This is a genomic window from Pseudomonas sp. R25(2017) (assembly GCF_002112565.1).
Taxonomy (GTDB): Bacteria; Pseudomonadota; Gammaproteobacteria; order Pseudomonadales; family Pseudomonadaceae; genus Aquipseudomonas; species Aquipseudomonas ekonensis.
The window spans coordinates 79094-103511 of record NZ_NEHZ01000004.1 but is presented as its reverse complement, the minus strand read 5'-3'; the positions used below and the strand labels follow the sequence as shown (position 1 = coordinate 103511).

At 62.8% G+C, this 24418-nt stretch carries 24 protein-coding genes; 17 read left to right on the top strand and 7 right to left on the bottom strand.

Features of this window, described 5'->3' with window-relative positions; translation table 11 throughout:
• Positions 1 to 12: 12 nt before the first annotated feature.
• Together ubiA and CAG31_RS06510 are read right to left on the bottom strand one after the other, a co-directional pair.
• Positions 13 to 903 carry a 4-hydroxybenzoate octaprenyltransferase gene (ubiA, locus tag CAG31_RS06515; RefSeq protein ID WP_085579078.1) on the bottom strand — a complete coding sequence of 297 codons (891 nt, stop codon included), beginning with the start codon at positions 901 to 903 and terminating at the stop codon, positions 13 to 15.
• Entirely contained in the window at positions 903 to 1463 is a 561-nt protein-coding gene (locus CAG31_RS06510; RefSeq protein ID WP_085579076.1) for a chorismate lyase, read from the bottom strand. Before CAG31_RS06510 ends, ubiA begins: the two co-directional genes overlap by 1 nt.
• 200 nt (positions 1464 to 1663) lie before the next feature.
• Here CAG31_RS06510 and CAG31_RS06505 point away from each other — a divergent pair, with 200 nt between their 5' ends.
• The 3 genes from CAG31_RS06505 to CAG31_RS06495 all read left to right on the top strand — a co-directional run bounded on the left by CAG31_RS06505 (position 1664) and on the right by CAG31_RS06495 (position 3466).
• Entirely contained in the window at positions 1664 to 1831 is a 168-nt protein-coding gene (locus CAG31_RS06505) for a rubredoxin (RefSeq protein ID WP_085579074.1), read from the top strand.
• 20 nt (positions 1832 to 1851) lie between these two features.
• Entirely contained in the window at positions 1852 to 3000 is a 1149-nt protein-coding gene (locus CAG31_RS06500; RefSeq protein ID WP_085579072.1) for an NAD(P)/FAD-dependent oxidoreductase, read from the top strand.
• 190 nt (positions 3001 to 3190) lie between these two features.
• Positions 3191 to 3466: an HU family DNA-binding protein gene (locus tag CAG31_RS06495; protein ID WP_003213368.1), complete on the top strand. Its 276-nt coding sequence runs from the start codon at positions 3191 to 3193 to the stop codon at positions 3464 to 3466.
• 103 nt (positions 3467 to 3569) lie between these two features.
• Here CAG31_RS06495 and CAG31_RS06490 read toward each other — a convergent pair whose 3' ends face one another.
• The 5 genes from CAG31_RS06490 to tssI form a co-directional block, all read right to left on the bottom strand.
• Positions 3570 to 4514 (bottom strand): phosphatidate cytidylyltransferase, encoded by a 945-nt coding sequence (locus CAG31_RS06490; RefSeq protein WP_085579070.1) that lies wholly within the window; start codon positions 4512 to 4514, stop codon positions 3570 to 3572.
• A complete protein-coding gene (locus CAG31_RS06485) occupies positions 4511 to 5110 on the bottom strand; it encodes a 1-acyl-sn-glycerol-3-phosphate acyltransferase (RefSeq protein ID WP_085579068.1) in 600 nt (199 codons plus the stop codon). The genes CAG31_RS06490 and CAG31_RS06485 overlap by 4 nt, the downstream gene beginning before the upstream one ends.
• Entirely contained in the window at positions 5097 to 5729 is a 633-nt protein-coding gene (locus CAG31_RS06480; RefSeq protein WP_085579066.1) for a CDP-alcohol phosphatidyltransferase family protein, read from the bottom strand. Before CAG31_RS06480 ends, CAG31_RS06485 begins: the two co-directional genes overlap by 14 nt.
• A gap of 74 nt (positions 5730 to 5803) precedes the next feature.
• The gene (locus CAG31_RS06475) at positions 5804 to 6493 is read right to left on the bottom strand and encodes a DUF2931 family protein (RefSeq protein ID WP_085579064.1); all 690 of its coding nucleotides are present in this window, start codon (positions 6491 to 6493) and stop codon (positions 5804 to 5806) included.
• On the bottom strand, positions 6486 to 9818 hold the full coding sequence (tssI, locus tag CAG31_RS06470; protein WP_085579062.1) for a type VI secretion system tip protein TssI/VgrG: 3333 nt from the start codon (positions 9816 to 9818) through the stop codon (positions 6486 to 6488). The genes CAG31_RS06475 and tssI overlap by 8 nt, the downstream gene beginning before the upstream one ends.
• A gap of 718 nt (positions 9819 to 10536) precedes the next feature.
• On the opposite strand from tssI, the gene tssA reads away from it, so the two are divergent.
• The 14 genes from tssA (at position 10537) to CAG31_RS06400 (ending at position 24390) form a co-directional block, all read left to right on the top strand.
• Positions 10537 to 12096, top strand: a complete 1560-nt coding sequence (gene tssA, locus CAG31_RS06465; RefSeq protein ID WP_085579060.1) for a type VI secretion system protein TssA — start codon at positions 10537 to 10539, stop codon at positions 12094 to 12096.
• 32 nt (positions 12097 to 12128) lie between these two features.
• Positions 12129 to 12632, top strand: coding sequence for a type VI secretion system contractile sheath small subunit (gene tssB, locus CAG31_RS06460; protein WP_008007671.1), 504 nt, complete (start codon positions 12129 to 12131; stop codon positions 12630 to 12632).
• 28 nt (positions 12633 to 12660) lie between these two features.
• Positions 12661 to 14136, top strand: coding sequence for a type VI secretion system contractile sheath large subunit (gene tssC / locus CAG31_RS06455; protein WP_085579058.1), 1476 nt, complete (start codon positions 12661 to 12663; stop codon positions 14134 to 14136).
• Positions 14137 to 14145: 9 nt separating this feature from the next.
• The gene (gene tssE, locus CAG31_RS06450) at positions 14146 to 14553 is read left to right on the top strand and encodes a type VI secretion system baseplate subunit TssE (protein WP_085579056.1); all 408 of its coding nucleotides are present in this window, start codon (positions 14146 to 14148) and stop codon (positions 14551 to 14553) included.
• 11 nt (positions 14554 to 14564) lie between these two features.
• Entirely contained in the window at positions 14565 to 15071 is a 507-nt protein-coding gene (locus CAG31_RS06445; RefSeq protein WP_085579054.1) for a PAAR domain-containing protein, read from the top strand.
• 3 nt (positions 15072 to 15074) lie between these two features.
• Entirely contained in the window at positions 15075 to 15980 is a 906-nt protein-coding gene (locus CAG31_RS06440; protein ID WP_085579052.1) for a hypothetical protein, read from the top strand.
• On the top strand, positions 15981 to 16274 hold the full coding sequence (locus CAG31_RS06435; RefSeq protein ID WP_085579050.1) for a hypothetical protein: 294 nt from the start codon (positions 15981 to 15983) through the stop codon (positions 16272 to 16274).
• Positions 16261 to 16719, top strand: coding sequence for a hypothetical protein (locus tag CAG31_RS06430; RefSeq protein ID WP_139832656.1), 459 nt, complete (start codon positions 16261 to 16263; stop codon positions 16717 to 16719). Before CAG31_RS06435 ends, CAG31_RS06430 begins: the two co-directional genes overlap by 14 nt.
• Positions 16720 to 16724: 5 nt before the next feature.
• The gene (locus tag CAG31_RS06425) at positions 16725 to 16943 is read left to right on the top strand and encodes a hypothetical protein (protein ID WP_085579045.1); all 219 of its coding nucleotides are present in this window, start codon (positions 16725 to 16727) and stop codon (positions 16941 to 16943) included.
• A complete protein-coding gene (locus tag CAG31_RS06420; RefSeq protein WP_085579042.1) occupies positions 16940 to 17359 on the top strand; it encodes a hypothetical protein in 420 nt (139 codons plus the stop codon). Before CAG31_RS06425 ends, CAG31_RS06420 begins: the two co-directional genes overlap by 4 nt.
• Before the next feature lie 72 nt (positions 17360 to 17431).
• On the top strand, positions 17432 to 19219 hold the full coding sequence (gene tssF, locus CAG31_RS06415) for a type VI secretion system baseplate subunit TssF (protein WP_085579040.1): 1788 nt from the start codon (positions 17432 to 17434) through the stop codon (positions 19217 to 19219).
• Positions 19183 to 20190 (top strand): type VI secretion system baseplate subunit TssG, encoded by a 1008-nt coding sequence (tssG, locus tag CAG31_RS06410; protein WP_085579038.1) that lies wholly within the window; start codon positions 19183 to 19185, stop codon positions 20188 to 20190. Before tssF ends, tssG begins: the two co-directional genes overlap by 37 nt.
• An 11-nt stretch (positions 20191 to 20201) precedes the next feature.
• Positions 20202 to 22859 carry a type VI secretion system ATPase TssH gene (tssH, locus tag CAG31_RS06405; protein ID WP_085579036.1) on the top strand — a complete coding sequence of 886 codons (2658 nt, stop codon included), beginning with the start codon at positions 20202 to 20204 and terminating at the stop codon, positions 22857 to 22859.
• 10 nt (positions 22860 to 22869) lie between these two features.
• Positions 22870 to 24390: a sigma-54-dependent Fis family transcriptional regulator gene (locus tag CAG31_RS06400; RefSeq protein ID WP_085579034.1), complete on the top strand. Its 1521-nt coding sequence runs from the start codon at positions 22870 to 22872 to the stop codon at positions 24388 to 24390.
• Positions 24391 to 24418: the final 28 nt, after the last annotated feature.

The following is a 24418-nucleotide window of genomic DNA, read 5'->3' as shown; positions in this document are numbered from 1 at the left end:
CTGCGCGGCGGCTCAGCGCAGCGCGTAATCCAGCACGATCCCGATGAAGATCGTCATCCCCGCCCAATGGTTGTGCAGGAACGCCTTGAAGCACTTCATCCGGTCGCGGTCACGGGTAAACCAGAATTCCCACGCGAAGCAGCCGGCGGCCGCCAGCAGGCCGAGGTGGAACCACACGCCCAGCCCGAACTTCGACCCGGCCAGCAGCAGGCAGCCCAGCGCCAGCCCCTGCAAGGTCAGGATGATCACCCGGTCGGCATCGCCGAACAGGATCGCCGTGGACTTCACGCCGATCTTCAGGTCATCGTCGCGATCCGTCATCGCGTAATAGGTGTCGTAGCCCACGGTCCACAGCAGGTTGGCGATCCACAGCAGCCACGCGGTCGCGGGCAGCTCGCCGGTCTCGGCGGTGAACGCCATCGGCATCCCCCAGGAAAACGCCGCGCCCAGCACCACCTGCGGGTAATAGGTGTAGCGCTTCATGAACGGATAGGTGAACGCCAGCGCCAGGCCGCCCAGCGACAGCCAAACCGTTGCGGCGTTGGTGCACAGCACCAGCAGAAAACTCACGCCCATCAGCAGGGCGAAGAACGCCAGCGCCTCCTTGGAGCTGATCCGGCCGGCGGCCAGCGGGCGCTCCGCGGTGCGTTTGACGTGGCCGTCGACCTTGCGGTCGGCCCAGTCGTTGATCACGCAGCCACCGGCGCGGGTCAGCACCACGCCGAGGACGAAAATAACGATGTTGGCCAGCGACGGCGACCCCTTGCCGGCGATCCACAGCGCCCACAGCGTCGGCCACAGCAGCAGGTAGATGCCGATCGGCTTGTCCATGCGGGTCAGCTGGATGAAGTCCCAGGCCCGCGGGTTCAGGCGGTTCAGGGACTTGAGCAGGCTCTGGTACATCAGCGGTTCTCCGGTTCGGCGGCGGTGGCGGCCCACAGGCTCGGCAGGAAGACCTCCGCCACCAGCACGCTCAGCGCGCCGCGGTCGAAGCGTGAGCGGCGGCCCCACAGCCCAGGCGCGCGGCACTCGGCGGGCAGCCATTGCTCAGGATAGCGGCAGACTTCGATGGCGCGCCGGCTGAAGGCGTGGTCGCAGAACAGCAGCTCGCCCAGGGAGCGGCTGCCCAGTTCGTCCATGTGCAGGCCGTCGCCCTGCAAGGCGCTGCGCGAGGCCACGCTGCGGGCGAACACCCAAGCCTCGCCGTGGCCGCGCAAGTAAACCTCGCGCACCCAGCCTTCGCTGCCCTCGGCCAGATCCAGCGCCGCGCATTCGTCGGCGCGCAGGGGCTGCCAGCCTTCGAACAGCGGGGTGATGCTGAAGCCGCCGTCGGACAGGCCGGTCAGGCGGCGGGTCAGGGAGCCTTCGTCGAACAGCCAGTCCGTAACCTTCGGGGCGGGGAGGGGCATCAACTGCGTTTGCGCCAGCCAGAGCGGGGCCGGGCGGGATTCTGTGGGTTGCACAATGAGTCGTTTTTGGCCGCAAATGAGGCGGCGAGCTTACCATGGCAGGCGGCGATATTGATTGATCCGGGTCGCCATTGCGCCGAACAGGCTTGCATCTGCCCGGCACCCCCAGTACAAAACGCCCTGAGCCGGAGGGCAGCGCGACACCATCGACCCTCTGCGCCGACACCCGCCTGAACCTCTGAGGAAACACCGGAATGAAGAAGTGGCAATGTATCGTCTGCGGCCTGATCTACAACGAAGCCGAAGGCTGGCCGGATGACGGTATCGCGGCAGGCACCCGCTGGGAAGACGTGCCTGAGGACTGGCTCTGCCCGGACTGCGGCGTCGGTAAGACGGACTTTGAAATGATCGAAATCAACTGAGAAAACACAAGGAGTAGGGCATGAACGCACCTGTAGTGATCATCGGCACCGGGCTGGCCGGCTACAACCTGGCCCGAGAGTTTCGCAAGCTCGACGGCGACACCCCGCTGCTGCTGATCACCGCCGATGACGGCCGTTCCTACTCCAAGCCGATGCTCTCCACCGGCTTCGGCAAGAACAAGGACGCCGACGGCCTGAGCATGGCCGAGCCGGGCGACATGGCCGATCTGCTCAAGGCCGAAGTGCGCACCCACACCCGCATCAGCGGCATCGACCCGGGCCACAAGCGCCTGTGGATCGGCGAGGAGGCGGTCGAGTACCGCGACCTGATCCTCGCCTGGGGCGCCGAGACCGTGCGCGTGCCGATCGCCGGCGATGCGGCGGACCGGGTGTTCCCGATCAACGACCTCGAAGACTACGCGCGTTTCCGCGCCGCCGTGGACGGCAAGCGCCGGGTGCTGCTGCTCGGGGCCGGGCTGATCGGCTGCGAGTTCGCCAACGACCTGATCCTGGGCGGCTACGAGGTGCAAGTGGTTGCGCCGTGCGAACAAGTCATGCCGACCCTCCTGCACCCGGCCGCCGCTGCGGCCGTGCAGGCGGGGCTCGAAGGCCTCGGTGCGCGTTTTCACTTAGGTCCGGTGCTGGCCCGCCTGCAGAAGGTCGCGGACGGCCTGGAGGCGCACCTGTCCGACGGCCAGGTGATCGCCTGCGACGCGGTGGTGTCGGCCATTGGCCTGCGTCCGCGGATCGACCTGGCGGCCGCCGCCGGGCTGCAGGTCAACCGCGGTGTGACGGTCGACCGTCAGCTCAGGACGTCCCACGCCAACATTTACGCCTTGGGCGACTGCGCCGAGGTCGACGGGCTGAATCTTCTGTACGTAATGCCCCTCATGAGCTGTGCGAGAGCGCTGGCGCAGACCCTCAGCGGCAACCCGACGGCGGTCAGCTACGGGCCGATGCCGATTACCGTGAAGACCCCCGTCTGCCCGCTGGTGGTGTCCCCGCCGCCACGGGGCCGCGAGGGCGTGTGGACGGTCGAGGGGCAGGGCGCCGACGTCAAAGCGCTGTGCCATGACGGCGAAGGCCAGCTGCTGGGCTACGCCCTGACCGGCGCGGCCGTGACCGAAAAACTCGCCCTGAACAAACAACTTCCGGCCCTGCTGGCGTAAATACCGGTCGTTCTGTCGGAATCACCCCGCTTTTGCCCCCACAAAGGTCGCGCGGAGACTGGCGCCGCCCCGAACCGCGTGCCATCCTCACTCCCGTCTGCCGCAGCGTAGAGCCTGCGGCGCCTTGGGCGCTGTTCCAACGAGGACAGCACGGACATAACAACAAAAAACCGTCAAAGGGGCTTCACTAATGCGTAAACCAGAACTCGCCGCCGCCATCGCAGAAAAAGCGGATCTGACCAAAGAGCAGGCCAACCGCGTCCTCAATGCCGTTCTCGAAGAAATCACCGGCGCCCTGCACCGCAAGGACAGCGTCACCCTCGTGGGCTTCGGCACCTTCCTGCAACGCCACCGCGGTGCCCGCACCGGCAAGAACCCGCAAACCGGCGAGCCGGTGAAGATCAAGGCCAGCAACACCGTGGCGTTCAAGCCAGGCAAGTCGTTGAAGGACAGCGTCAATCCGTAATTGAAGTGCGCCCTCGGGAAGAGCGGGGGGGCCGCAGTGAAGAAAGGGCATCACGACCAGGTCGGATGCCCTTTTTTGTGCCTGGCGCAAGGGAAGGTGCGGATCAGGCCGAATAGAAATAGCGGGTCAGGTGGAAGAAGATCGGCGCCGCGAAGCAGATCGAGTCCATCCGGTCGAGCATGCCGCCGTGGCCCTTGATCATCGTGCCCCAGTCCTTGGCGCTCAGGCTGCGCTTGATCGCGGACATGACCAGGCCACCGAGAAAGCCCATGGTCACGATGACCAGCGACATCAGCAGCGCCGCCCAGAAGCTGAACGGCGTCATCCAGAACATGCAGCCGCCGATCAGCGTGGCCGACAGGCCTCCCCCGATCAGACCCTCCACGGTCTTCGACGGGCTCACCAGCGGCGCGACCTTGCGTTTGCCGAACAGTTTGCCGAACACGTACTGCAGGACATCGCTCATCTGCACCACGAAGACCAGGTAGAACAGCAGCAGGGCGTTCTGACCCTGAAAGCCTTGCAGATCCAGCAGCAACAGCGCCGGCGCGTGGCTGATGCAGTAGATGCAGATCATCACCCCCCATTGGATCTTCGCCGTGCGCTCCAGAAAACCTTCGGTGTCCTGGCTCAGGACGGCGATCGCCGGCAGCAGCAGGAACGCATACACCGGCACCAGCAACGTGAACATCGAGTACCAGTGCGTGCCGATCAGCAGGTATTGCAGGGGGATCAGAATGAAAAACGCCGAGAACAGCGCGTTGTGGTCGCCACGCGCAGTGGGCGTCAGCGTGATGAACTCGCGCAGCGCGAACAGGGAAATGAAGCCGAACAGCACGACCGTGGCGTTGGGGCCGAGCAACCAGGACACGAAGAAAACGATGACCATCCCCCACCAGGCGTTCACCCGCTGGTTGAGGTTTTCGATGGTCGCCACCGAGCTTTCGGAGGTGGCCCGCCGGGCCAGGACGCTACCGGTGAGCGAAGCCACGGCCAGCAGGCAGGCAATGGCTGCGAAGAACCAGAGGAATTTGGTTTCCAGACTCATTTCGACAACCTCACGATGGCATCGCGTGCGCGTTCGAGGAACGCCTGCTTTTCTTCGCCGGCAAGGCGTGGCAACGGATCGCCTATGCGGATGGTGCAGATGATCGGCAGCGGCACGTGTTTGCCCTTCGGCATCGAGCGGTGCAGGTTTTCCAGATAGATCGGCACCAGGTCGACCTCGGGGAAGGTCTCGGCCAACCGGAAGATGCCGGACTTGAAGGGGCCTGGCAGCGGCTGGGTGGAACGGGTGCCCTCGGGGAAAATGATGATCGAGTGCCCGGCCCGCACCACGTCGAAAATCGGCTCCAGCACATTGGTGCCCGGCGCAGGGTTGCGCTCGATCAGCACGGCGTTCAGGACGGTTTGGGAAATGTAGGACAGAAAGCGGTTCTTGCCCCAGTAGTCGGCGGCCGCCACAGGCTTCACATCGCGCCGGGCCTGCGCCGGCAGCGCAGCGATGATCGCCAGGGTGTCCATGTGACTGGTGTGATTGGCGAAGTAGATCCGCTGGCGGGTGAGATCCGGCGGGCTTTCCCAGCGGGCCGTCACGCCGATCAGGAATCGCAGCAGCGAAATCAGCGCATTACTGATCCACATGGGCATTCCCCTTCAGTTGCTCGGAGATGGCCAGCGTCCGCGTGACGCAGGTGGCGACCGAACCGACGGCGATGATCAGCAATGCGATCAACAGAACATGATGGGTGCCGTAAACGCTGGTTTCGAACACGTTCAACAGCAGCGCCACGGTCATCACCGCCATGCGGTGCTGCTTGGCCATCGGCCCCATGAAGCTCTGCTTGAGCCCGATGGCGCCGCCGAATACCCGCACATAAGCGGTCAGCGCCGCCGCCAGTGCCGCGAACCAGCCAAGGTCCGCTTGGCCGATGGCGTAACCCAACCCGACGATCAACAGGCTGTCCGCCACCCGGTCGGGAAACTCGTTGTACAGGCTGCCGATCGCCGACTGCTTGCCGCCCTCGATGGCCACCATTCCGTCGAACAGGTTGCACAACAAGCGCAGTTGAATGCCGATGATGCAGAAGACCGACCCGGCCACGCCGTTGTCGATCCACAACGTCAGCGCGCCGAAGAGCGCGAAGACCATGCTGACGACGGAAATCTGATTGGGCGAAATGTCCCGCTTCACCAGACCGTCAGTGACCCGCCTCGCCCAACCGGCAGACCGTGTCTTGATGGGCCTTCTGTTTTCATCCATTTGCCAATGTCCTTGTCGGTGCTGCGTTGCAAAAAAACGGTTACGGGGCGTTGACGGTGTTCGACTGATTTTAGTTACCAGGAACCGTAGGGGATGCCGAATTTTTCTACGTAGGCTTTGGACTCTTCCTGGAAAAAGTAATACTCGCCCAGTGCCTTACCCAAGTGCGGGCCGAGGGGGACAACGCTGGCCTGTTCGCGGGTGACCTCAATTGCCTGAAGGCAGGGGCCGGTGATCCAGACTTTGACGATGCCGCCGGGGGCGAGTCCGACCACTAGCCATTTGCGATGTCTTGTGGCCACTTTTTGATAGGCTCGACAAAACACGTCCTCGCTATTGCGCATCAGCTCGCGGGTGGATTCCGGGATTCTGATGAGGGCGTTGTAGGTCTGAGGCTCGGCGATTGATTGCCAGCGAACATAGAGCAACTCAGGCAGGTTTGCGCCAACGACACGTCGACCTTTGCCTCCCGGGATTTCGGGCCAGCCTGCGGGCTTTCCTCTGAACTCTGCAGGAACACCCTTGCTTAAGGGGCGTGGATATCCTTGAGCGGGTATGCCACTGCCTGCGTTCCCGAAGACCTTCCCGTCAATATCCAGAACTGCGGCTGTCTCTATCCAGACATCCATGTAGTCCGGAGAGTAAAAGTTAAGGCTCCAGGCGTCATAGGGCAGTTTCCGGGCCTTCACGGACGAACAACCTGTCAGCAGGATAGAGAGGAGCAAGACGCAGATCTTCAGGGGGGAGCTGCTTCGTTCAAGCATTGGGATGCACCACGCGAGTGAATTTTTCTGCCGGTCGATTGATGAACACAATGTCCAGATCACTGCTGCCGAAGTTTCTGGCGGCGTTCCAGTTCGCGGACAAATGAATGTAGCGGGTGACGAGTAGCGTCTCTTCTTCGGGAGTGAGGTCGATGCGGCGAGTTTCCCCCAGCGCAAAACGCATCAATTTTGTCGCGATAGGCACCAGTTCTTCCGGTAATGCGAAGCGGCCATCCGGTTCGACGGAAAGAAACGGCACATCATGCTTCACCGCCAACGCACGCATGATCCGCAGATAGATCAATGACAGTTCATTGCGCATTTCCCGCTGACAGCTGACGACAGCGAAGACCCGCTTCCAACGGGTTCTGTCGCCTTTGACGTTCTGTACGACGCGCTTCTCCCATGTGCGTATTTCCAGCGGCAAATCATGAAGATTCAACTGATCCTGCAGACGTCTGAGTTCATATTGCGCAGCCACAAACGCTTTGGATTCATGCAAGGGCAAGCGAACGTCTTCATCGCTTGAGTGCAGTTTGCTGAGCAACACCCGCTCGATGGATCGCGGCAGGTAGCCACCGCCCAGATCGGAATGCACCCCCGGCAACACGATATCCGCAGCATCGGCCTTGTTGAGCGAGAAGTTGTGACGACGCTCATCTCTGGCCACGAGGTGTACGACTTTTTTGGCAATGTCCGGCGCGAGGTACAGATTGAGCCCCGGGTTGACTGCATCGTGGACGCTGAAGTCGCCCGATGAGAGTTTTGCGATGGCGGCAGCGGTATCGAATATGCCAATGAAGTTGATGGTGACATCTGAACGGGTGCTCCAGCTGAAACCCTCAACGAACATGGAGTTTTCGCTGAGTGCTGTTGCTACAAGACTTTTTTGGTCGTTGAAGACGTCATTGGCGAAATGTCTTGCGGCTGCAGCTCCGCGACTGAAGCCGAAAATATCGAATTCTACTTGAGCAACTTTTCGATCCGGATTGGCCTGCTGAAAAAGCTCAATCTGTTCCAGAATCGCGGAAGGGCTCTGTTCGACTCTCGCCAATACTCCCTGGACACCCATCCCTGTCGCCTGCGAGTACAACGAGTCTTCGGCACCGCTGGCAGTGCCGATTCCTTCCAGGTAAACGGGGATGTACGCCATGCGTTCGTCCTCTGCCAAACGGCTCTTGGTATCGTCTCGGTAGAGACCATGAAGCCTCGCCACATTGCTCAAATCATTCCCGTAGCTGTTGTCCGGCGCCCCTCCCTGCCCGTCGTATCCCTGAGTTTCGCAAAACTTCTGAAGGTCTTCTGCTTTCGCCTCCAGCCCCACGTCCCGCGCATGGCACCCGGCAACGCTTTCGCTGTTCAGCCGGTTATTCCCCGTCCCGTCAAAAAACACCCCGATCCGCAGCGTAATCCCGGCAGGTGCCTCATCCTCCAGCTCAACCTCTTCCTCCTCCTCCTCTTCAAGTTCATCTTCAACCGCTGCCTTCGCCCCGGACGCGGGCGCAGCAGCCAGCGCACCGTCCATGCCGGGTAGCCGCCAATCAGCGCCTTCTCCTTCACGCGTCTTGCCCCCGGTCTCGATCTGCGTGCTGCTGAAGATCCCGCCCCCGTCGATCACGATGTGATGCCCGCCAGCCTTCAAGGTGATACTGGCCCCCGCATCCAGCACCACGCTGGCGCCCGCCCGCAGATGCACTTGTTGGCCGGCCTCCACGCTGAGGACGCTGCCCACGTCGGTCTGGCTGCGGCCCTTGATCGATTCGTGCCGGTCGCGTCCGACCTCCAGGCGGCAGTCGTTGACGACCTGCCGCTCCATGTCGCGCTGGGCGCGCAGGTAGATCAGTTCCTGCCCGGCCCGGTCTTCAAGGGTCAGTTCGTGGTAGCCGCCCGTAGGGGGCGAGCTGCGGCTGCGCAAGGTTGTCCGGGTCTGGTGGGCGGGCAGCCGGTAGGGCGTGGGGGTGACCTTGTTGACCACGCAGCCGGTGATCAGTGGCTTGTCCGGATCGCCCTCCAGGAAGGTCACCACCACTTCCATGCCGACGCGCGGAACGGTCACCGCCCCGAAACCGTCTCCGGCCCACGCCGACGACACGCGCACCCAGCAACTGCTGCGCTCGCTGTTGGAGTGCGCCCGATCCCAAGGGAACTCGACCTTCACCCGCCCGTGTTCGTCGCAGTAGATGTCTTCGCCTTTGGGGCCTGTGACCCTTGCGGTCTGGCTGACGAGCGGCGGCCGGCGCGCCGGCAGGGGCGGGCGGTACACCACGTCGGCAGGGGCCGCGGTGAAGGTGTTGCGGTAGCCTCGGGCAAAGTCTTCGCCGGGTTGAATGCCGTGGGGCGCCGTTTCCTCCAGCACCTGGGGTTGCCGGCCCTCGTGCGTCACGCTGAGCAGCAGCCACAGGGCGTTGCATCTTTTCCGGGGGTGTCCGCTCAGCTCGAACAGATGGCCGCTGCGCAGGGTCGGCTGGTCGCTTGCGGCCTCGGCCAGTTCGTAGTCGGCCCGATACCGCTCCAGCGCCTGGCGGGCGAGCCGTTTGCCGCGCTTCTCGCCCTCCAGGAGCAACGGATAGCGGTAGTCCTCAAGGGTTGGCTCGAACTCGGCGCGGAAGCGGCTTTCGAGCGTCAGGCTTGGACGATTCAAGTCGTAGTCGCGGCGCGTGACGGCGCTGGTGCGGGTTCTGGCGCTCAAGGAAAACCGTCTGACCACCGGGTGCCCGGCGACCATGCCGCTGTCCTGTCGGTAGGGCGTGGCGGGCAGTGTGGCCAGGTACACCGGGTCATCGGTGAACACCAACAGATGGCCATCCGCAGAATGGCGGTGATGCCAGGCGATGCCTTCTTCGGCGCACAGGCGCTGAATGAACGCGAAATCGCTCTCGCCGTATTGGGTGCAATAGTCGCGCGGCGGCAACGGTTGGACATGAAAGGCAAAGGCGTCGGGCTGGATGCCGTGACGTTTGAGGACTTGCGCGATGATCTGCGCGACCGTCAGGCCCTGGAAAATCCGCTGGTCGTGGCTGAACTGCAAGTAGTGCAGGAAGGGCACCAGCGACAGGCCGTAGTGCGTCAGACGCTTTCCCGAGTCACCGGTCGACGCCTCTTCGATATGGCCGTGGATCCCCTCGCCGTGGTGGCCGAACCGGAGGAAGGCCGGCTGGCCGAGCAGGCTTTCCATGTCGAAATCAGGGTGTTCGCTGACCAGTTCGATGCGCAGGGCATAAAGGCCGCTGACCCTTTCGGTGCCGTTGAACGCCAGCACCTGGAAGTCATGGCGGACGCCGGGAATGTGCAGCGTGACGGAGGCGGAATTGACAGTTTCAGACATGCGCGTGTCCCTGGATCGCGGGGAAAACCGGCGTGGTGTCGAAACCGTCCCTGGCCAGCGCACGCCGATGTTTGGCTGCACGCTAACAAGGCGTGAAACATGTTTATGTAAGAAGTGTCCGGCGCTTGAGTCAGACCGATCCGTGTTTCAAAGTGCGGGTTCTGTTTGAGGAAAGGGCTGTAGGAAGAGTGATGTCGGGATAAAGCATTCGATGCATGAACCCCCTTTTGCGCAAGGCCTTTGGAACTAGTGGATATATAGGATGCCATCATTGTGATGGCACTTTTATTGTTCCCGGTGGTTTTTCACCCTTTGTTCATAGATACCGTCCCATTTTCAGAACCGTCCTACTTCATTTTTTTTCCGGATTTGTCATGCTTGTCGCCCTTACTTGTGGGACGAGCGTGCAGCTGTCCGGTGGCGGTTTCGCGGGCCGCTCTAGGTCGAAGGTTTCGGCCTTGAGGGAGGTAAACGTGGAATATAAACAGGCATCAGGGAAACCCTTGCGGCATATAGGGCAATCTCTTACAGAGCCCAATGAACACTTCGTCTTGTTGTTTAATCGGATGCTTGCTAGTGGCCATCATAGTGATTACGATGCGCGCACTTGAAAGAGCAGAAACTCAATTGGATGAGTCGCTTCACCGCTCTTCGCTACTGTCCCGCGCCGCTGCCATTCCAATGGGCGCACGACCGTAATCCAAACTAAAGGCCATGGATGTCCTACTCGAGCAAACTTTCCGCCCATTACCTCGAACTCGCTAAAGTCTCTGTTTCCAAAGAGAATTTTGCGGGCGAAGACGTTCGCTTCTCGAGCGAATTCGAGGCGCTGGAAAGCGAGCTGGCCAAGGCTTCGTCGATGCACGAAAGCGGCCAGATCGACTGGCTCAAAATCCGCGAAAACAGCGAAACCCTCCTGCGCACGCAGTCCAAGGATCTGCGGGTCGGCGCCTGGTTGACGTGGTCGCTGTACCAGCGCGAATCCTTCCCCGGCCTGCTCGCCGGCCTCGGCCTGCTGCACCATCTGTCGGAAAACAACTGGGCCGACATCCACCCGCTCAAGCCCCGCACCCGGGCCGCCGCCATCGGCTGGCTGGTGCCGCGGCTGGAGCAGGTCATCACCGAAAACGTCGCGATCAAGGAACAGCTGCCGATGTTCCGGCGCCTGTCCGAGCATCTGGACGGCCTCGACGCCGCCTGCAGCCAGCACCTGGGCGACGACGCGCCGCTGCTGCTGCCGGTCAGCCGCCGGCTGAAGACCATGATCCAGCGCGCCGCCGACAACCAGCCGGAGCCCGGCGTGGTCGGCGCGGCGGTGGCCCAGGTCAAGCAGGCCGCCACCCAGCTGTTCACCCCCGGCGCACCGATCGACAACGAGAAAGAGGCCTACAAGGCCCTGCGCGCCCAGCAGGAGAGCGCCCGTCCGCTGTGCGCCTGGTGGCTCAAGCAGAAGGCCACCGACCTGCGCGCCCTGCGCCTGAACCGCACGCTGCTGTGGCTGCCGATCGACGCGGTGCCCGAGCGCAACGCCGAGCAGATCACCGTGCTGCGCAACCTGCCGACGGACAAGCTCAAGGCCTATCAGGATCGTTTCGACCAGGGCAAGTACGCCGACCTGCTGGTGGAGCTGGAGGCGAGCCTGGCGAAGGCGCCGTTCTGGTTCGACGGCCAGCGGATGGTCTGGGAATGCCTGCAGAACCTCAACGCCGAAATGGCCATGCGCGAAGTGGAGATCCACTTCGCGCTTTTGGTTCAGCGCCTGCCCGGCATCGTCGAGCTGCGTTTTCACGACGGCGTGCCGTTCGCCGATCCGGCCACCCGCGCCTGGATCGCCGCCAACGTCATGCCGCACCTGCAGAGCGCCAGCGCGCCGCGCAAGGTCGAGGCCGAGGTCGAGACCCAGCCGGCCTGGGAAAAGGCCCTCGAAGAGGTGATGCCGATCCTGCGCAAGGAAGGCCTGAAGGCCGCCGTGCAGATCCTCAAGCAAGGCCTGCAGGCCGCCCACGGCGGACGGGTGCGCTTCTTCTGGCAGTTCGCCCTGGCGCGCCTGTGCTTCATGGCCAAGAAGTACGAACTGGCCAAGAACCAGCTCGAAACCCTCGATCAGACACTACAGGACTCAGGCCTGCACGCCTGGGAGCCCGATCTTGCGCTGGAAGTGCTGCACCTGCTGCACAGTTGCTGCGAGCTGATGCCGCAGAACCATGCCGTACGTGAACGCAAGGATGAGATTTATCGCAGGCTGTGCCACCTCGACCTCGAAGTGGTACTCGAATAGGCCCCAGGGCCACAACCGCAAGGAGAAAAGCCATGGCCAAAGAAGGCTCGGTAGCCCCCAAGGAACGCATCAACGTCACCTTCAAACCCGCCACCGGCGGTGCTCAGGAAGAGATTGAACTGCCGCTGAAACTGCTGGCGATCGGTGACTACACCCACCGCAAGGACGAGCGCAAGATCGAGGATCGCAAGCCGATCAGCATCGACAAGATGACCTTCGACGAGGTGCTGGCCAAGCAGGAGCTGAGCCTGACCCTGAGCGTGCCGAACCGTCTGCAGGAAGACGGCGAAGCCGACGAGCTGGCCGTGCAGCTGCGCGTCAACTCCATGAAGGACTTCAACCCGGCCAGCCTGGTCGAGCAAGTGCCTGAACTGAAAAAGCTGATGGAACTGCGCGATGCGCTGGTGGCCCTCAAAGGCCCGCTGGGCAACGCCCCTGCGTTCCGTAAAGCCATCGAAGGCGTGCTCGCCGACGACGAATCCCGCGGTCGCGTACTCGGTGAGCTGGGCCTGAACGCCGCAGCCCCGGACGCCTGAGACTCCAGCAGCCAAGGAAGCCAACACAATGAGCACTAGCGCAGCACAACAGAACGCCGCCGAGAACGGCGAATACAGCATCCTCGACAGCATCATCGCCGAGACCCGCCTGACGCCGGACGACGAAGCCTACGACATCGCCAAACGCGGTGTGTCGGCGTTCATCGAAGAGCTGCTCAAGCCGCAGAACAACGGCGAGCCGGTCAAAAAGGCCATGGTCGACCGCATGATCGCCGAGATCGATGCCAAGCTCAGCCGTCAGATGGACGAAATCCTGCACCACCCGGACTTCCAGGCCCTGGAATCGTCGTGGCGCGGCCTGCAGCTGCTGGTGGACCGCACCAACTTCCGCGAAAACATCAAGATCGAAATCCTCAACGTCTCCAAGGACGACCTGCTGGACGACTTCGAAGACTCGCCGGAAGTGATGCAGTCGGGCCTGTACAAGCACATCTACACCGCTGAATACGGCCAGTTCGGTGGACAGCCGGTAGGCGCGATCATCGCCAACTACTACCTGTCCCCAAGCTCGCCGGACGTGAAGCTGATGCAGTACGTGTCCAGCGTCGCCTGCATGTCCCACGCGCCGTTCATCGCCGCCGCCGGCCCGAAATTCTTCGGCCTGGAAAGCTTCACCGGCCTGCCGGACCTGAAGGACCTGAAAGACCACTTCGAAGGCCCGCAATTCACCAAGTGGCAGAGCTTCCGTACCTCCGAAGACGCCCGCTACGTCGGCCTTACCGTGCCGCGTTTCCTGCTGCGCAACCCGTACGACCCGGAAGAGAACCCGGTCAAGTCGTTCGTGTACAAGGAAAACGTCGCCAACAGCCACGAACACTACCTGTGGGGCAACACCGCCTACGCGTTCGGCACCAAGCTGACCGACAGCTTCGCCAAGTTCCGCTGGTGCCCGAACATCATCGGCCCGCAGAGCGGCGGCGCCGTTGAAGACCTGCCTCTGCACCACTTCGAGAGCATGGGCGAGATCGAGACCAAGATCCCGACCGAGGTCCTGGTGTCCGACCGCCGCGAGTACGAACTGGCCGAGGAAGGCTTCATCTCCCTGACCATGCGCAAAGGCTCCGACAACGCGGCGTTCTTCTCCGCAAGCTCGGTGCAGAAGCCGAAGTTCTTCGGCATCAGCGCAGAAGGCAAGGCGGCTGAGCTGAACTACAAGCTCGGCACCCAACTGCCGTACATGATGATCGTCAACCGTCTGGCCCACTACCTGAAGGTCCTGCAGCGCGAGCAACTCGGTTCGTGGAAAGAGCGCACCGACCTCGAGCTGGAACTGAACAAGTGGATCCGCCAGTACGTGGCCGACCAGGAAAACCCGAGCGCCGAAGTCCGTGGCCGCCGTCCTCTGCGCGCTGCGCAGGTGATCGTCAGCGACGTCGAAGGCGAGCCGGGCTGGTACCGCGTCAGCCTGAACGTGCGTCCGCACTTCAAGTACATGGGTGCCGATTTCACCCTGTCGCTGGTCGGCAAGCTGGACAAAGAGTAAGAGCGACTCATGGACGGATACGGCAGCCTTTTCGAACGCCTGAACGGCGACGCGGACCTGCGCGCCGGCTGGAGCCGCGAGGCTTCGGCCATGGCGTCGGTGGCTGCCCATCTGGCCAAAATGCTCAGCACCCGGGCGGGCAGCGTGCAGACGCTGTCCGACTACGGGTTGCCCGATCTCAATGACATGCGCCTGAGCCTGCACGACTCCCTGAGCCAGGCCCGCCTGGCCATCGAAAGCTTCATCGAAGCCTACGAGCCGCGCCTGAGCAACGTGCGTGTCATTTCCCTGCCGCGTGACCACGACCAGCTCCGCCTGTCCTTCAGCATCGAAGGCCTGCTGGAGGTGGACGGTTTCAAGCGTCAGGTCAGTTTCTCCGCGCGCCTGGACGGCAGCGGCCAAGTGAAGGTCAACTAAGGAAATCCCCGATGTCCGGCAAACCCGCAGCCCGCGTCTCCGACCCCACCGCTTGCCCGCTCCCAGGCCACGGCACCAACCCGATCGCCGCCGGTTCCGGCGACGTCTTCTTCGACGGCCTCCCGGCCGCCCGCCAGGGCGATGCCTCGGCCTGCGGCGGCGCCCTGGTCGGCGACCTCGCCACCACGGTGCTGATCAACGGCAAACCGGCTGCGACCGTGGGTTCGGTCGGGGCTCATGGCAACAAGGTCACGGCGGGTTCCGGGACGGTGATCATCGGCAATTCGCATTCGCCGGCGCCGTTTGTGCCGCCGTTGCCGCTCATTCTTCCTGGGTTTGATGAGCAGTTTGCGCTCACCGATGTGTCCGGTGCGCCGATGGCAGACCGGCGATACCTGATTGTTCGCCAGGATGGCTCGCACGAGGAAGGAGTGACCAACGCAAAAGGCTTCACTCATCGGCTTGCTCGCCACGACAGTGCGGAGAAGATCGAAATCTACGTTGCACAGGAGGACTGATAAGTGGGCGCCGACACTATCAAAACTTCGAGTGGTGCCTTTGCAAAAGTCGCGACCATGCAAAGCACGCCGACTAAAGATCTCACTCCCAAGCCAATTGCTGTCGAACATGGCCTGACGGTCTTCCTTGGGGGAGCAGGGATGATTGGAGCCTATAACGCGGACATGGTAGCGGCTCTCAAGGAAGCCGGTATCCCTAACGCGGTATATGGGAACTACTCATCATTGACGGCTGGATTGGATAAGCATGTCCCGGATATGGTCGACATGCTTAGCGATGCCGCCTCTGTGGTTTTATATAATCAGGATGAAAGTGATCCTGTTATTTTCGAATATGGCGAACTTCAGAAGTGTACTTATGGTGGAGAATACATAGAGAAAAAGTATCTCTATGGATTGATCACTATCAAGAGTAACAGTGTAGTGGAGTGCACGCCAACCAGCGACATCCTAGCGATCAAAATCGGTCGAGACGTTTCCAAAATCAAAGCGACGGAGTTTCCTCTTAGCTCGATGGAAATCACCAAGCCGCTGCCGAAGGTCGGGCAGTTTAATATTGTTGGGTACTCCTGGGGATCTGTCATCGCGGCTCGTACGGCCATGTACTATGCGCGTTCCGGGGTCAAGGTCAGCAATGTTGTGCTCATCGGATCTCCGATAAATAAAAGCCTGAAAGATGCTGTTAGTAATCATCCCAATATTGGTAAAGCAATAGTCATCAATTTGCAGGATAAGGGCGACCCCATCTACGCAGGCATGACCGACAAGGAGTTGGTGGACTCTGCGCTCAAGCTAGGAAAGCAGATGCCGACCGCAGAGGGGCACTTCTACTATTCCGGTGATACGCCTGAAGGCAGGGTCAGACGTCGTGAGCTTGCAAAGCTGCTTTTCTCCAAGGGGCTTCGTTAAATGTTCCGTCTGCTCTATCTGTTGATATCAACGGTGATGCTGTTGATGCCGTTCACCGACCCAAAGAGCAAATGGCTAGTGGGCGGAGTGGAACTGTATGGTTACTTCTTTATTTTTTGCATCATTGTTTACATTCCTTTGATGGTTGCTGCTTTTGTTTTTTTTGTGAAGTCGTTGCTGATGTTTGTGCGGAAAAAAGAACTTCGAAAGGGTTCTTTGTCGTTGGCGGCGGCCGTCATTGGCGCTGTCGCTCTGTATGGCTTTAATTATTGGGTGTTCAATGACATTTACTAATGCTGGAAAAGTTGGGGTCTCCCAGTATTTTCAATTTATGAAGAGTAAATATCTTTTGCTTGCTGGCGCAGTCCTGGTGGTTTTGTCCTTCTGGACCTGGTATTGCGTCAATGCAATGATCGGCTTTCCCGCAGGCATTACCCAGATCAGTCCCTCCGGTCGATACATTCTGGAAAACGTACGAGTGGGAAAAATTTTTCCATTCGGCGGCATGGCTTACCTCAGGGTCATCGACAGAGAAAACCCTCAAGTCGTCTATCGCACGCCCTTGTATGACACTCAGTCCCTGGACATGAACACAAACGAGACCGAATCCACTGTCGGGATCGTCTGGATATATTTTGATCGCAACAAGAAGTCCTTTGAAATTGCCATGCCGGAATGGGAAGAAAGTTGGATGAACATGTTCATCAGCAATACCCCATACACGCATCTGGAAAATTGAACGATATGGATCGGACGAACGAATTTCAGGGTTACCTGGCCGGTGTCGCCGACAGCGATCTGTTCGGCTGTCTGGCCTTGCTGAGCTTTGTCCTGCTGGTGACTGCCTTGCATCGTGCTGCCCGAGCTTCGCGTGTGCACCGGGTTCTGACGCTGTTCGTCCTGATGATGGTCGTAGCGATCCATGGCACCGGTACCTGGTACCTGAACCTGAGGCCAGCATGAGCCATTCCAGTCGACTTGCCATGTGCCTGTTTGTCCATGCCCTCGGATGCGTGGCCTATGCATTTCTGAATGACGCCGTTGTGCTTGCCTACAAAGGGTTGAACGGCGGCTTCACCTCCAGGGGCGTTGCCGTCGGCATGGCCAGCTACGCGCTTTTCTACATCTTTTTGACCATCAATCTGATTGTCGCGTTGGTGCCGAACCTGTTCGCCAAGCTACTGCTGCTGTGTCTGATGGTGGGTTTCATCTTGCTTTGGATGCTGCCGGATCAGCCCTTGAGGGCGTTGTTTTATGGCGTGGCTCAGGGCTGCGCCACGTTGCTGTCAATTCTCGCTACTCAGGTCATCGAGTTGCGTTGGGCGGCCCGAAGCATTGCCGGTCGTGTGCAGAACCGGCCAGAAGGCGGTCTCGCATGAACAGTGCAGTCGCAGGACGCAAAACACAGGGCACCACTTACGTGAGCTCCATTACCAGGCAGGTACTTTCCCGTGTCCTTTAACCACTACTACCAAAGCGAACTCACCGCACTGCGCCAACTGGGCCGTCGTTTCGCCGAGCGTAGTCCGGCGTTGGCGCCGTTCTTGGGGCAGGCCGGGCGGGATCCGGATGTGGAGCGGTTGCTGGAAGGCTTTGCGTTCCTGACCGGGCGTCTGCGCCAGAAGCTCGATGACGAGTTGCCGGAGCTCAGCCACTCGCTGATGCAACTGCTGTGGCCGAACTACATGCGGCCGCTGCCGGCGTTCAGCATTCTGCAGTTCGACCCGCTCAAGCGTTCGGGGCCGGCGCTGAAGGTCGAGCGGGACACACCGATCGAGAGCGTGCCGATCGAAGACGTGCGCTGCCGCTTCCGCACCTGCTACCCGACCGAAGTGCTGCCGCTGGACCTGGCCGCGCTGAACTACTCGGTGAAGGGCGACGGCTCGTTGCTCAGCCTGCGCCTGGAGATGAGCGCCGACGGCCACCTCGGCGAGCTGGAACTGAGCAAGCTGCGCCTGCACTTCGCCGGCGAGCGCTACATCAGCCAGATGCTTTACCTGAGCCTCTTGCGCAACCTCGAAGGTATCGAGCTGATCCCGCTGGACGGCGCCGGCAAGCCCATCGACGGGGTCAGCGGCAAGCCGATGGCGTTCAAGATCCCGGGCGACCGCGTCAAGCCGGTGGGCTTCGCCGAAGAAGAGGCGCTGATCCCGTACCCGCTCAACACCTTCCGCGGCTACCGCTACCTGCAGGAATACTTCGCCTTCCAGGACAAGTTCCTGTTCGTCGACGTCAACGGCCTCGACATCCTCAAGGCGCTGCCGGAAGACACGCTTAAGCAGATGCGCGGCCTGGAGCTGCGCTTCGACATCCGCAAGAGCGGGATCATGCGCATGCGCCCGACCCTGGACAACGTGAAGCTGTTCTGCACGCCGATCGTCAACCTGTTCAAGCACGACGCGCTGCCGATCCGCCTCGACGGCAAGCAGGACGAATACCTGCTGCTGCCGGCGGAATTCGACCTGGAGAACTGCGGCGTGTTCTCGGTGGAGACCGTCACCGGCTGGAAGCCCGGCGGCCTCGGCTATCAGGAGTACGTGCCGTTCGAATCGTTTGAGCACGACCCGAGCTTCGACGTGCCCAACAGCCGTCCGCACTACAGCATCCGCCAGCGCTCGTCCTTGCTGCACGACGGCCTCGACACCTACCTGAGCTTCGGCATCCGCCACACCGAGGCCCACGAGACCCTGTCGATCGAGCTGACGTGCACAAACCAGAACCTGCCGCGCAAGCTCAAGCTCGGCGATATCTGCATGGCCTGCGAAGAGACGCCGGAGTTCCTGAGTTTCCGCAACATCACCCCGGCCACGTCGAGCTTCGCGCCGCCGCTGAACCGTGACTTCCTGTGGAAGCTGATCAGCAACATGTCGCTCAACTACCTGTCGCTGGCCGACGTCAACGCGCTGAAGGTGATCCTGGAGACCTACGACCTGCCGCGCTACTACGACCAGCACGCGGAGAAGGTCAGCAAACGCCTGCTCGGCGGCCTCAAGCACATCAAGCACCATCACGTGGACCGCCTGCACCGTGGGCTGCCGGTGCGCGGCCTGCGCACCGAACTGACCATCGACCCGGAAGGCTACATCGGTGAAGGCGACCTGTTCGTCTTCGCCTCGGTCCTCAACGAGTTTTTCGCGCTTTACGCCAGTCTCAATTCGTTCCACGAACTGCGGGTCAAGAGCACACAGGGAGAGGTGTACCAATGGACACCACGTATGGGTCTGCAGCCCCTGCTCTAAGCGGGCTGACCCGGGCAATACGCGAGTACTCGCTGTTCCAGGCCGTGCTGCTGGTGATCGACCGGCTGCGCGATGCGCACCCGTACCTGAGCGAAGACGACCTGTACGACCAGCTGGAATTCCAGGCCAACCCGAGCCTCGGGTTCCCCGGCTGCGACGTCGACCGCGTGGAGTTCTTCGAAGAGCACGGGCAGATGCGCGCGCGCATGCGCTTCAACCTGATCGGCTTGGTCGGCTCCGGTTCGCCGCTGCCGGCGTTCTACGGCGAACAGGCCCTGGGCGACAGCGAAGAAGGCAACCCGACGCGCAACTTCCTCGACCTGTTCCACCATCGCCTGCAGCGGCTGCTGCTGCCGATCTGGCGCAAGTACCGCTACCGCGCCAGTTTCCAGAGCGGCGCCATCGACCCGTTCTCGTCGCAGCTGTTCGCCCTGATCGGCCTGGGCGGCGACGAGATCCGCAAGGCCAAGGAACTGAACTGGAAGCGCCTGCTGCCGTACCTCGGCCTCTTGAGTCTGCGGGCCCACTCGGCGGCCCTGATCGAGGCGGTGCTGCGGTACTACTTCAAGCACGAGGACCTGGTCATTGAGCAGTGCCTGGAGCGCCGGGTGGAGATCCTCGAAGAGCAGCGCAACCGTCTCGGCTTCGCCAACAGCGTGCTGGGCGAAGACCTGGTGCTGGGCGAGCACGTGCGCGACCGCAGCGGCAAGTTCCGCATCCACATCACCGAACTCGACTGGGAGCGGTTCCACGAATTCCTGCCCATCGGCTTCGGTTACCAGCCGCTGTGCGCGCTGGTGCGGTTCACCCTGCGTGACCCGCTCGATTACGACATCCGCCTGGTGCTGCGTCCGGAAGAGATCCGCGAACTGCGCATCGGCGAGAAGAACGACTGTCGCCTGGGTTGGACCAGTTGGCTGGGCTGCGAAAAAGCGGACGGTGTGGTGACCCTGGGCAGCAAAATTCATTAAGGACGTGAGCCATGATCAACGTAGACCTGCAACAACTCATCCAGGCGCTGGACGCCGAAACCCGCCGTGACCTGGAGCGTTCGGCTGAGCGTTGCGTCGCCCGCGGCGGCAGCAAGATCCTGGTCGAAGACCTGCTGCTGGGCCTGCTGGAGCGCCCGAACGGCTTGCTCGGCCGCGCCCTGCAAGACGCCGATGTGGACGCCGGCGAACTGAGCGCCGCGTTGCAGACCCGTGTGGAGCACAGCGCTTCGCGCAACCCGGTGTTCGCCCCGGAGCTGGTGCAGTGGCTGCAGGACGCGTTGCTGGTGGCCAACCTTGAGCTGGGCCAGACCCAGGTCGAGCAGGCCGCGCTGATCCTCGCGCTGCTGCGCAACCCGATGCGCTACGCCGGCAGCCGCTACCAGCCGCTGCTCGCCAAGCTCAACATCGACCGCCTGAAGGAATTCGCCCTGTCGCAGCAGGAGCAACCGGCGGCCGGCGGCAAACCCGCCGTCCAGGGCGAATCGTTGCTGCAGCGCTTCACCCACAACCTGACCCAGCAGGCCCGCGACGGCAAGCTCGACCCGGTGCTGTGCCGCGACGGCGCGATTCGCCAGATGGTCGACATCCTCGCCCGGCGCCGCAAGAACAACCCGATCGTGGTGGGCGAGGCCGGCGTCGGCAAGACCGCCATCGTCGAAGGCCTGGCCTCGCGCATCGCCGCCGGCGAAGTGCCGCAGGTGCTCAAGGGCGTCGAGCTGCTGGCCCTGGACATGGGCCTGCTGCAGGCCGGCGCCAGCGTGAAGGGTGAGTTCGAGCGCCGCCTCAAGGGCGTGATCGACGAGGTCAAAGCCTCGCCGAAGCCGATCATCCTGTTCATCGACGAAGCCCACACCCTGATCGGCGCCGGCGGCAATGCCGGCGGTTCCGACGCGGCCAACCTGCTCAAACCGGCGCTGGCCCGCGGCGAACTGCGCACCATCGCCGCCACCACTTGGGCCGAGTACAAGAAATACTTCGAGAAGGATCCGGCGCTGGCCCGCCGCTTCCAGCCGGTCCAGCTGCACGAGCCGACCGTCAACGAAGCCGTGACCATCCTGCGTGGCCTGGCCCAGGTCTACGAGAAGAGCCACGGCATCTACCTGCGCGATGACGCCGTGGTGTCGGCGGCGGAACTGTCCGCCCGTTACCTGGCCGGCCGCCAACTGCCGGACAAGGCCGTCGATGTGCTCGACACCGCCTGCGCCCGCGTGCGCATCAGCCTGGCCGCCGCCCCGGAAAGCCTGGAGCGCCTGCGCGGCGAGCTGGCCGAAGGTGGCCGTCAGCGTCAGGCCCTGCGCCGCGACGCCGAGGCCGGCCTGCCGGTCGACCACGAAGCGCTGGAGGCGCTGGAAGCGCGTCTGGACGAGGCCGAAGACGAAATGGCCGCGCTGGAAACCCTGTGGACCGAACAGAAGCAACTGGCCGAGCGCCTGCTGGATCTGCGCCAGCAACTGGCCAAGGCCCGCGAAGCGGCGGCGGTCGAGCCGGTGGTGAGCATCGAGGAAGACGCCGAAGGCACCGTGATCGAGACCCTCGTGGCCGAGAGCGATGAGGCCCAAAGCGTCGAGGCGCTGGAGGCCGAGCTGCATGAGACCCACAGCGCCCTGACCGCCGCCCAGGCCAAGGAGCGTCTGGTCAGCTTCGAAGTCTGCCCGCGCCTGGTGGCCGAGGTGATCAGCGCCTGGACCGGCGTGCCGCTGGCGCAGCTGGCCCGCGAACACAACGCCAAGGTCGCGAGCTTCGCCACCGATCTGCGCACCCGCATCCGTGGCCAGGAACAGGCCGTGCACGCCCTCGACCGTTCGATGCGCGCCACCGCCGCCGGCCTGAACAAGCCGGACGCGCCGGTGGGCGTGTTCCTGCTGGTGGGCCCGAGCGGCGTCGGCAAGACCGAAACCGCGCTGGCGCTGGCCGACCTGCTGTACGGCGGCGACCGCTTCATCACCACCATCAACATGTCCGAGTTCCAGGAGAAACACACCGTTTCCCGCCTGATCGGCGCACCGCCGGGCTACGTCGGCTACGGCGAGGGCGGCATGCTCACCGAAGCCGTGCGCCAGAAGCCGTACTCGGTGGTGCTGCTCGACGAAGTCGAGAAGGCGGATCCGGACGTGCTCAACCTGTTCTACCAGATCTTCGACAAAGGCGTGGCCAACGACGGCGAAGGGCGTGAGATCGACTTCCGCAACACGCTGATCCTGATGACCTCGAACCTGGGCAGCGACCGCATCAGCGACCTGTGCGAGAACGGCCAGCGGCCGACCGCCGAAGTGCTGGAAGAGACCATCCGTCCGGTGCTGAGCAAGCACTTCAAGCCGGCGCTGCTGGCGCGCATGAAAGTGGTGCCGTACTACCCGGTGGGCGGCCCGGTGCTGCGCGAGCTGATCGAGATCAAGCTGGGCCGTCTGGGCGAGCGCCTGAACCGCCGTCAGCTGGACTTCACCTGGTGCCAGAACCTCGTCGATCACCTGTCCGAGCGCTGCACCCAGAGCGAAAGCGGCGCGCGCCTGATCGACCATCTGCTCGACCAGCACGTGCTGCCGCTGGTGGCTGACCGCCTGCTCGACGCCATGGCCACCGGCGAAAGCCTGCAGCGCGTGCACGCCACCCTCGACGGCGATGCCGGCGTGACCTGCGAGTTCGCCTGAGGTGGGTGTGATGTTCACTCAAGTGCCGCAGCCGCTGCTCTATGCCGAAGCCTTGCTGGCGCAGTTCGCCAGCCTGTCGCGGGCGGCGGACGGCGCTGCGCTGCTGGGTGAGTTCGTGCGCGGCCTGGCGGAACTGAGCGGCTGCGAGCTGACGCAGCTGTACCTGCTCGACGCCACGCACACGTGCCTTGGGATGAACGCCGAATGCCTCGACGGCGTGCTGCAGCCGCGCGAGGCGGCGAGCCTGCCGGCGGACTACAACGGCGAACAGCTGCTGCAGTTCGCCCTGTGCCAGAACCGCGTGGTGTGCCTGAGCGAACTGAGCGGCAGCCTGCACGAGACCAGCTTCCTGCCGGCGACCTCTGCGCCGTGGCAGTCGTTGCTGTGCGTGCCGCTGGTCAACCCGCAGAAGGCGGTCGAAGGGCTGCTGCTGTGCGCCAGCCGCCGCCATGCCGACCTGCAAGGCTTCGCCGACTCCCTGGGCCAGCTCGGCTCGTTCGTGCTCGGCCAACTGCATCTGCTGCAACGCCTGCGGCAACCGGCGTGCGCCGCCGAACCGGCCCTGCGCAGTGTGCCGAGCATCAGCGGCTACGGCCTGATCGGCAAGAGCCCGGCGATGCGCCAGACCTACTCGCTGATCGGCAAGGTGCTGCACAGCCCCTACACCGTGCTGCTGCGCGGCGAGACCGGCACCGGCAAGGAAGTGGTGGCGCGGGCGATCCACGACTGCGGCCCGCGCCGCTCCCAGGCGTTCATCGTGCAGAACTGCGCGGCGTTCCCGGAAAACCTGCTGGAAAGCGAGCTGTTCGGCTACCGCAAGGGCGCCTTCACCGGCGCCGACCGCGACCGCGCCGGGCTGTTCGACGCGGCCAACGGCGGCACCCTGCTGCTGGACGAGATCGGCGACATGCCGCTGTCGCTGCAGGCCAAGCTGCTGCGCGTGTTGCAGGAAAGCGAGATCCGGCCGCTGGGCTCCAACGACACCCACAAGATCGACGTGCGCATCATCGCCGCGACCCACCGCGACCTGTCGGTGCTGGTCAGCGAAGGCAAGTTCCGCGAAGACCTGTACTACCGCCTCGCGCAGTTCCCGATCGAACTGCCGGCCCTGCGTCACCGCGAAGGCGACATCCTCGACCTGGCCCGGCACTTCGCCGACAAGGCCTGCGCGTTCCTGCAGCGCGACCCGGTGCGCTGGTCCGAGGCGGCGCTGGAGCACCTGTGCGGCTACAGCTTCCCCGGCAACGTGCGCGAGCTCAAAGGGCTGGTCGAGCGGGCGGTGCTGCTGTGCGAAGGCGGCGAGCTTTTGGCCGAGCATTTTTCCCTGCGCCTGGAACCGCCGCCGGAAGACAACAGCGGCCTGAACCTGCGCGAACGACTGGAGCGGGTCGAGCGCACGCTGCTGCTCGACTGCCTGCGCAAGAACGACGGCAACCAGACCCTGGCCGCCCGCGAACTGGGCCTGCCCCGGCGCACGCTGCTGTACCGGCTCGGCCGCCTGAACATCAATCTGGGGGACTTCGATGGCTGACCTGCAATGGCTTGCATCCTCACCGAGG

Coding starts and splice junctions, on each gene's coding strand:
- CAG31_RS06480 (WP_085579066.1), bottom strand. CDS start 5,729: ATGGATGAAAACAGAAGGCCCATCAAGACACGGTCTGCCGGTTGGGCG.
- tssG (WP_085579038.1), top strand. CDS start 19,183: ATGGACACCACGTATGGGTCTGCAGCCCCTGCTCTAAGCGGGCTGACC.
- tssC (WP_085579058.1), top strand. CDS start 12,661: ATGAGCACTAGCGCAGCACAACAGAACGCCGCCGAGAACGGCGAATAC.
- tssI (WP_085579062.1), bottom strand. CDS start 9,818: ATGTCTGAAACTGTCAATTCCGCCTCCGTCACGCTGCACATTCCCGGC.
- CAG31_RS06485 (WP_085579068.1), bottom strand. CDS start 5,110: ATGTGGATCAGTAATGCGCTGATTTCGCTGCTGCGATTCCTGATCGGC.
- tssE (WP_085579056.1), top strand. CDS start 14,146: ATGGACGGATACGGCAGCCTTTTCGAACGCCTGAACGGCGACGCGGAC.
- CAG31_RS06505 (WP_085579074.1), top strand. CDS start 1,664: ATGAAGAAGTGGCAATGTATCGTCTGCGGCCTGATCTACAACGAAGCC.
- tssB (WP_008007671.1), top strand. CDS start 12,129: ATGGCCAAAGAAGGCTCGGTAGCCCCCAAGGAACGCATCAACGTCACC.
- CAG31_RS06430 (WP_139832656.1), top strand. CDS start 16,261: ATGACATTTACTAATGCTGGAAAAGTTGGGGTCTCCCAGTATTTTCAA.
- CAG31_RS06420 (WP_085579042.1), top strand. CDS start 16,940: ATGAGCCATTCCAGTCGACTTGCCATGTGCCTGTTTGTCCATGCCCTC.
- CAG31_RS06400 (WP_085579034.1), top strand. CDS start 22,870: ATGTTCACTCAAGTGCCGCAGCCGCTGCTCTATGCCGAAGCCTTGCTG.
- tssH (WP_085579036.1), top strand. CDS start 20,202: ATGATCAACGTAGACCTGCAACAACTCATCCAGGCGCTGGACGCCGAA.
- CAG31_RS06495 (WP_003213368.1), top strand. CDS start 3,191: ATGCGTAAACCAGAACTCGCCGCCGCCATCGCAGAAAAAGCGGATCTG.
- CAG31_RS06425 (WP_085579045.1), top strand. CDS start 16,725: ATGGATCGGACGAACGAATTTCAGGGTTACCTGGCCGGTGTCGCCGAC.
- tssA (WP_085579060.1), top strand. CDS start 10,537: ATGTCCTACTCGAGCAAACTTTCCGCCCATTACCTCGAACTCGCTAAA.
- ubiA (WP_085579078.1), bottom strand. CDS start 903: ATGTACCAGAGCCTGCTCAAGTCCCTGAACCGCCTGAACCCGCGGGCC.
- CAG31_RS06435 (WP_085579050.1), top strand. CDS start 15,981: ATGTTCCGTCTGCTCTATCTGTTGATATCAACGGTGATGCTGTTGATG.
- CAG31_RS06445 (WP_085579054.1), top strand. CDS start 14,565: ATGTCCGGCAAACCCGCAGCCCGCGTCTCCGACCCCACCGCTTGCCCG.
- CAG31_RS06500 (WP_085579072.1), top strand. CDS start 1,852: ATGAACGCACCTGTAGTGATCATCGGCACCGGGCTGGCCGGCTACAAC.
- CAG31_RS06490 (WP_085579070.1), bottom strand. CDS start 4,514: ATGAGTCTGGAAACCAAATTCCTCTGGTTCTTCGCAGCCATTGCCTGC.
- CAG31_RS06475 (WP_085579064.1), bottom strand. CDS start 6,493: ATGCTTGAACGAAGCAGCTCCCCCCTGAAGATCTGCGTCTTGCTCCTC.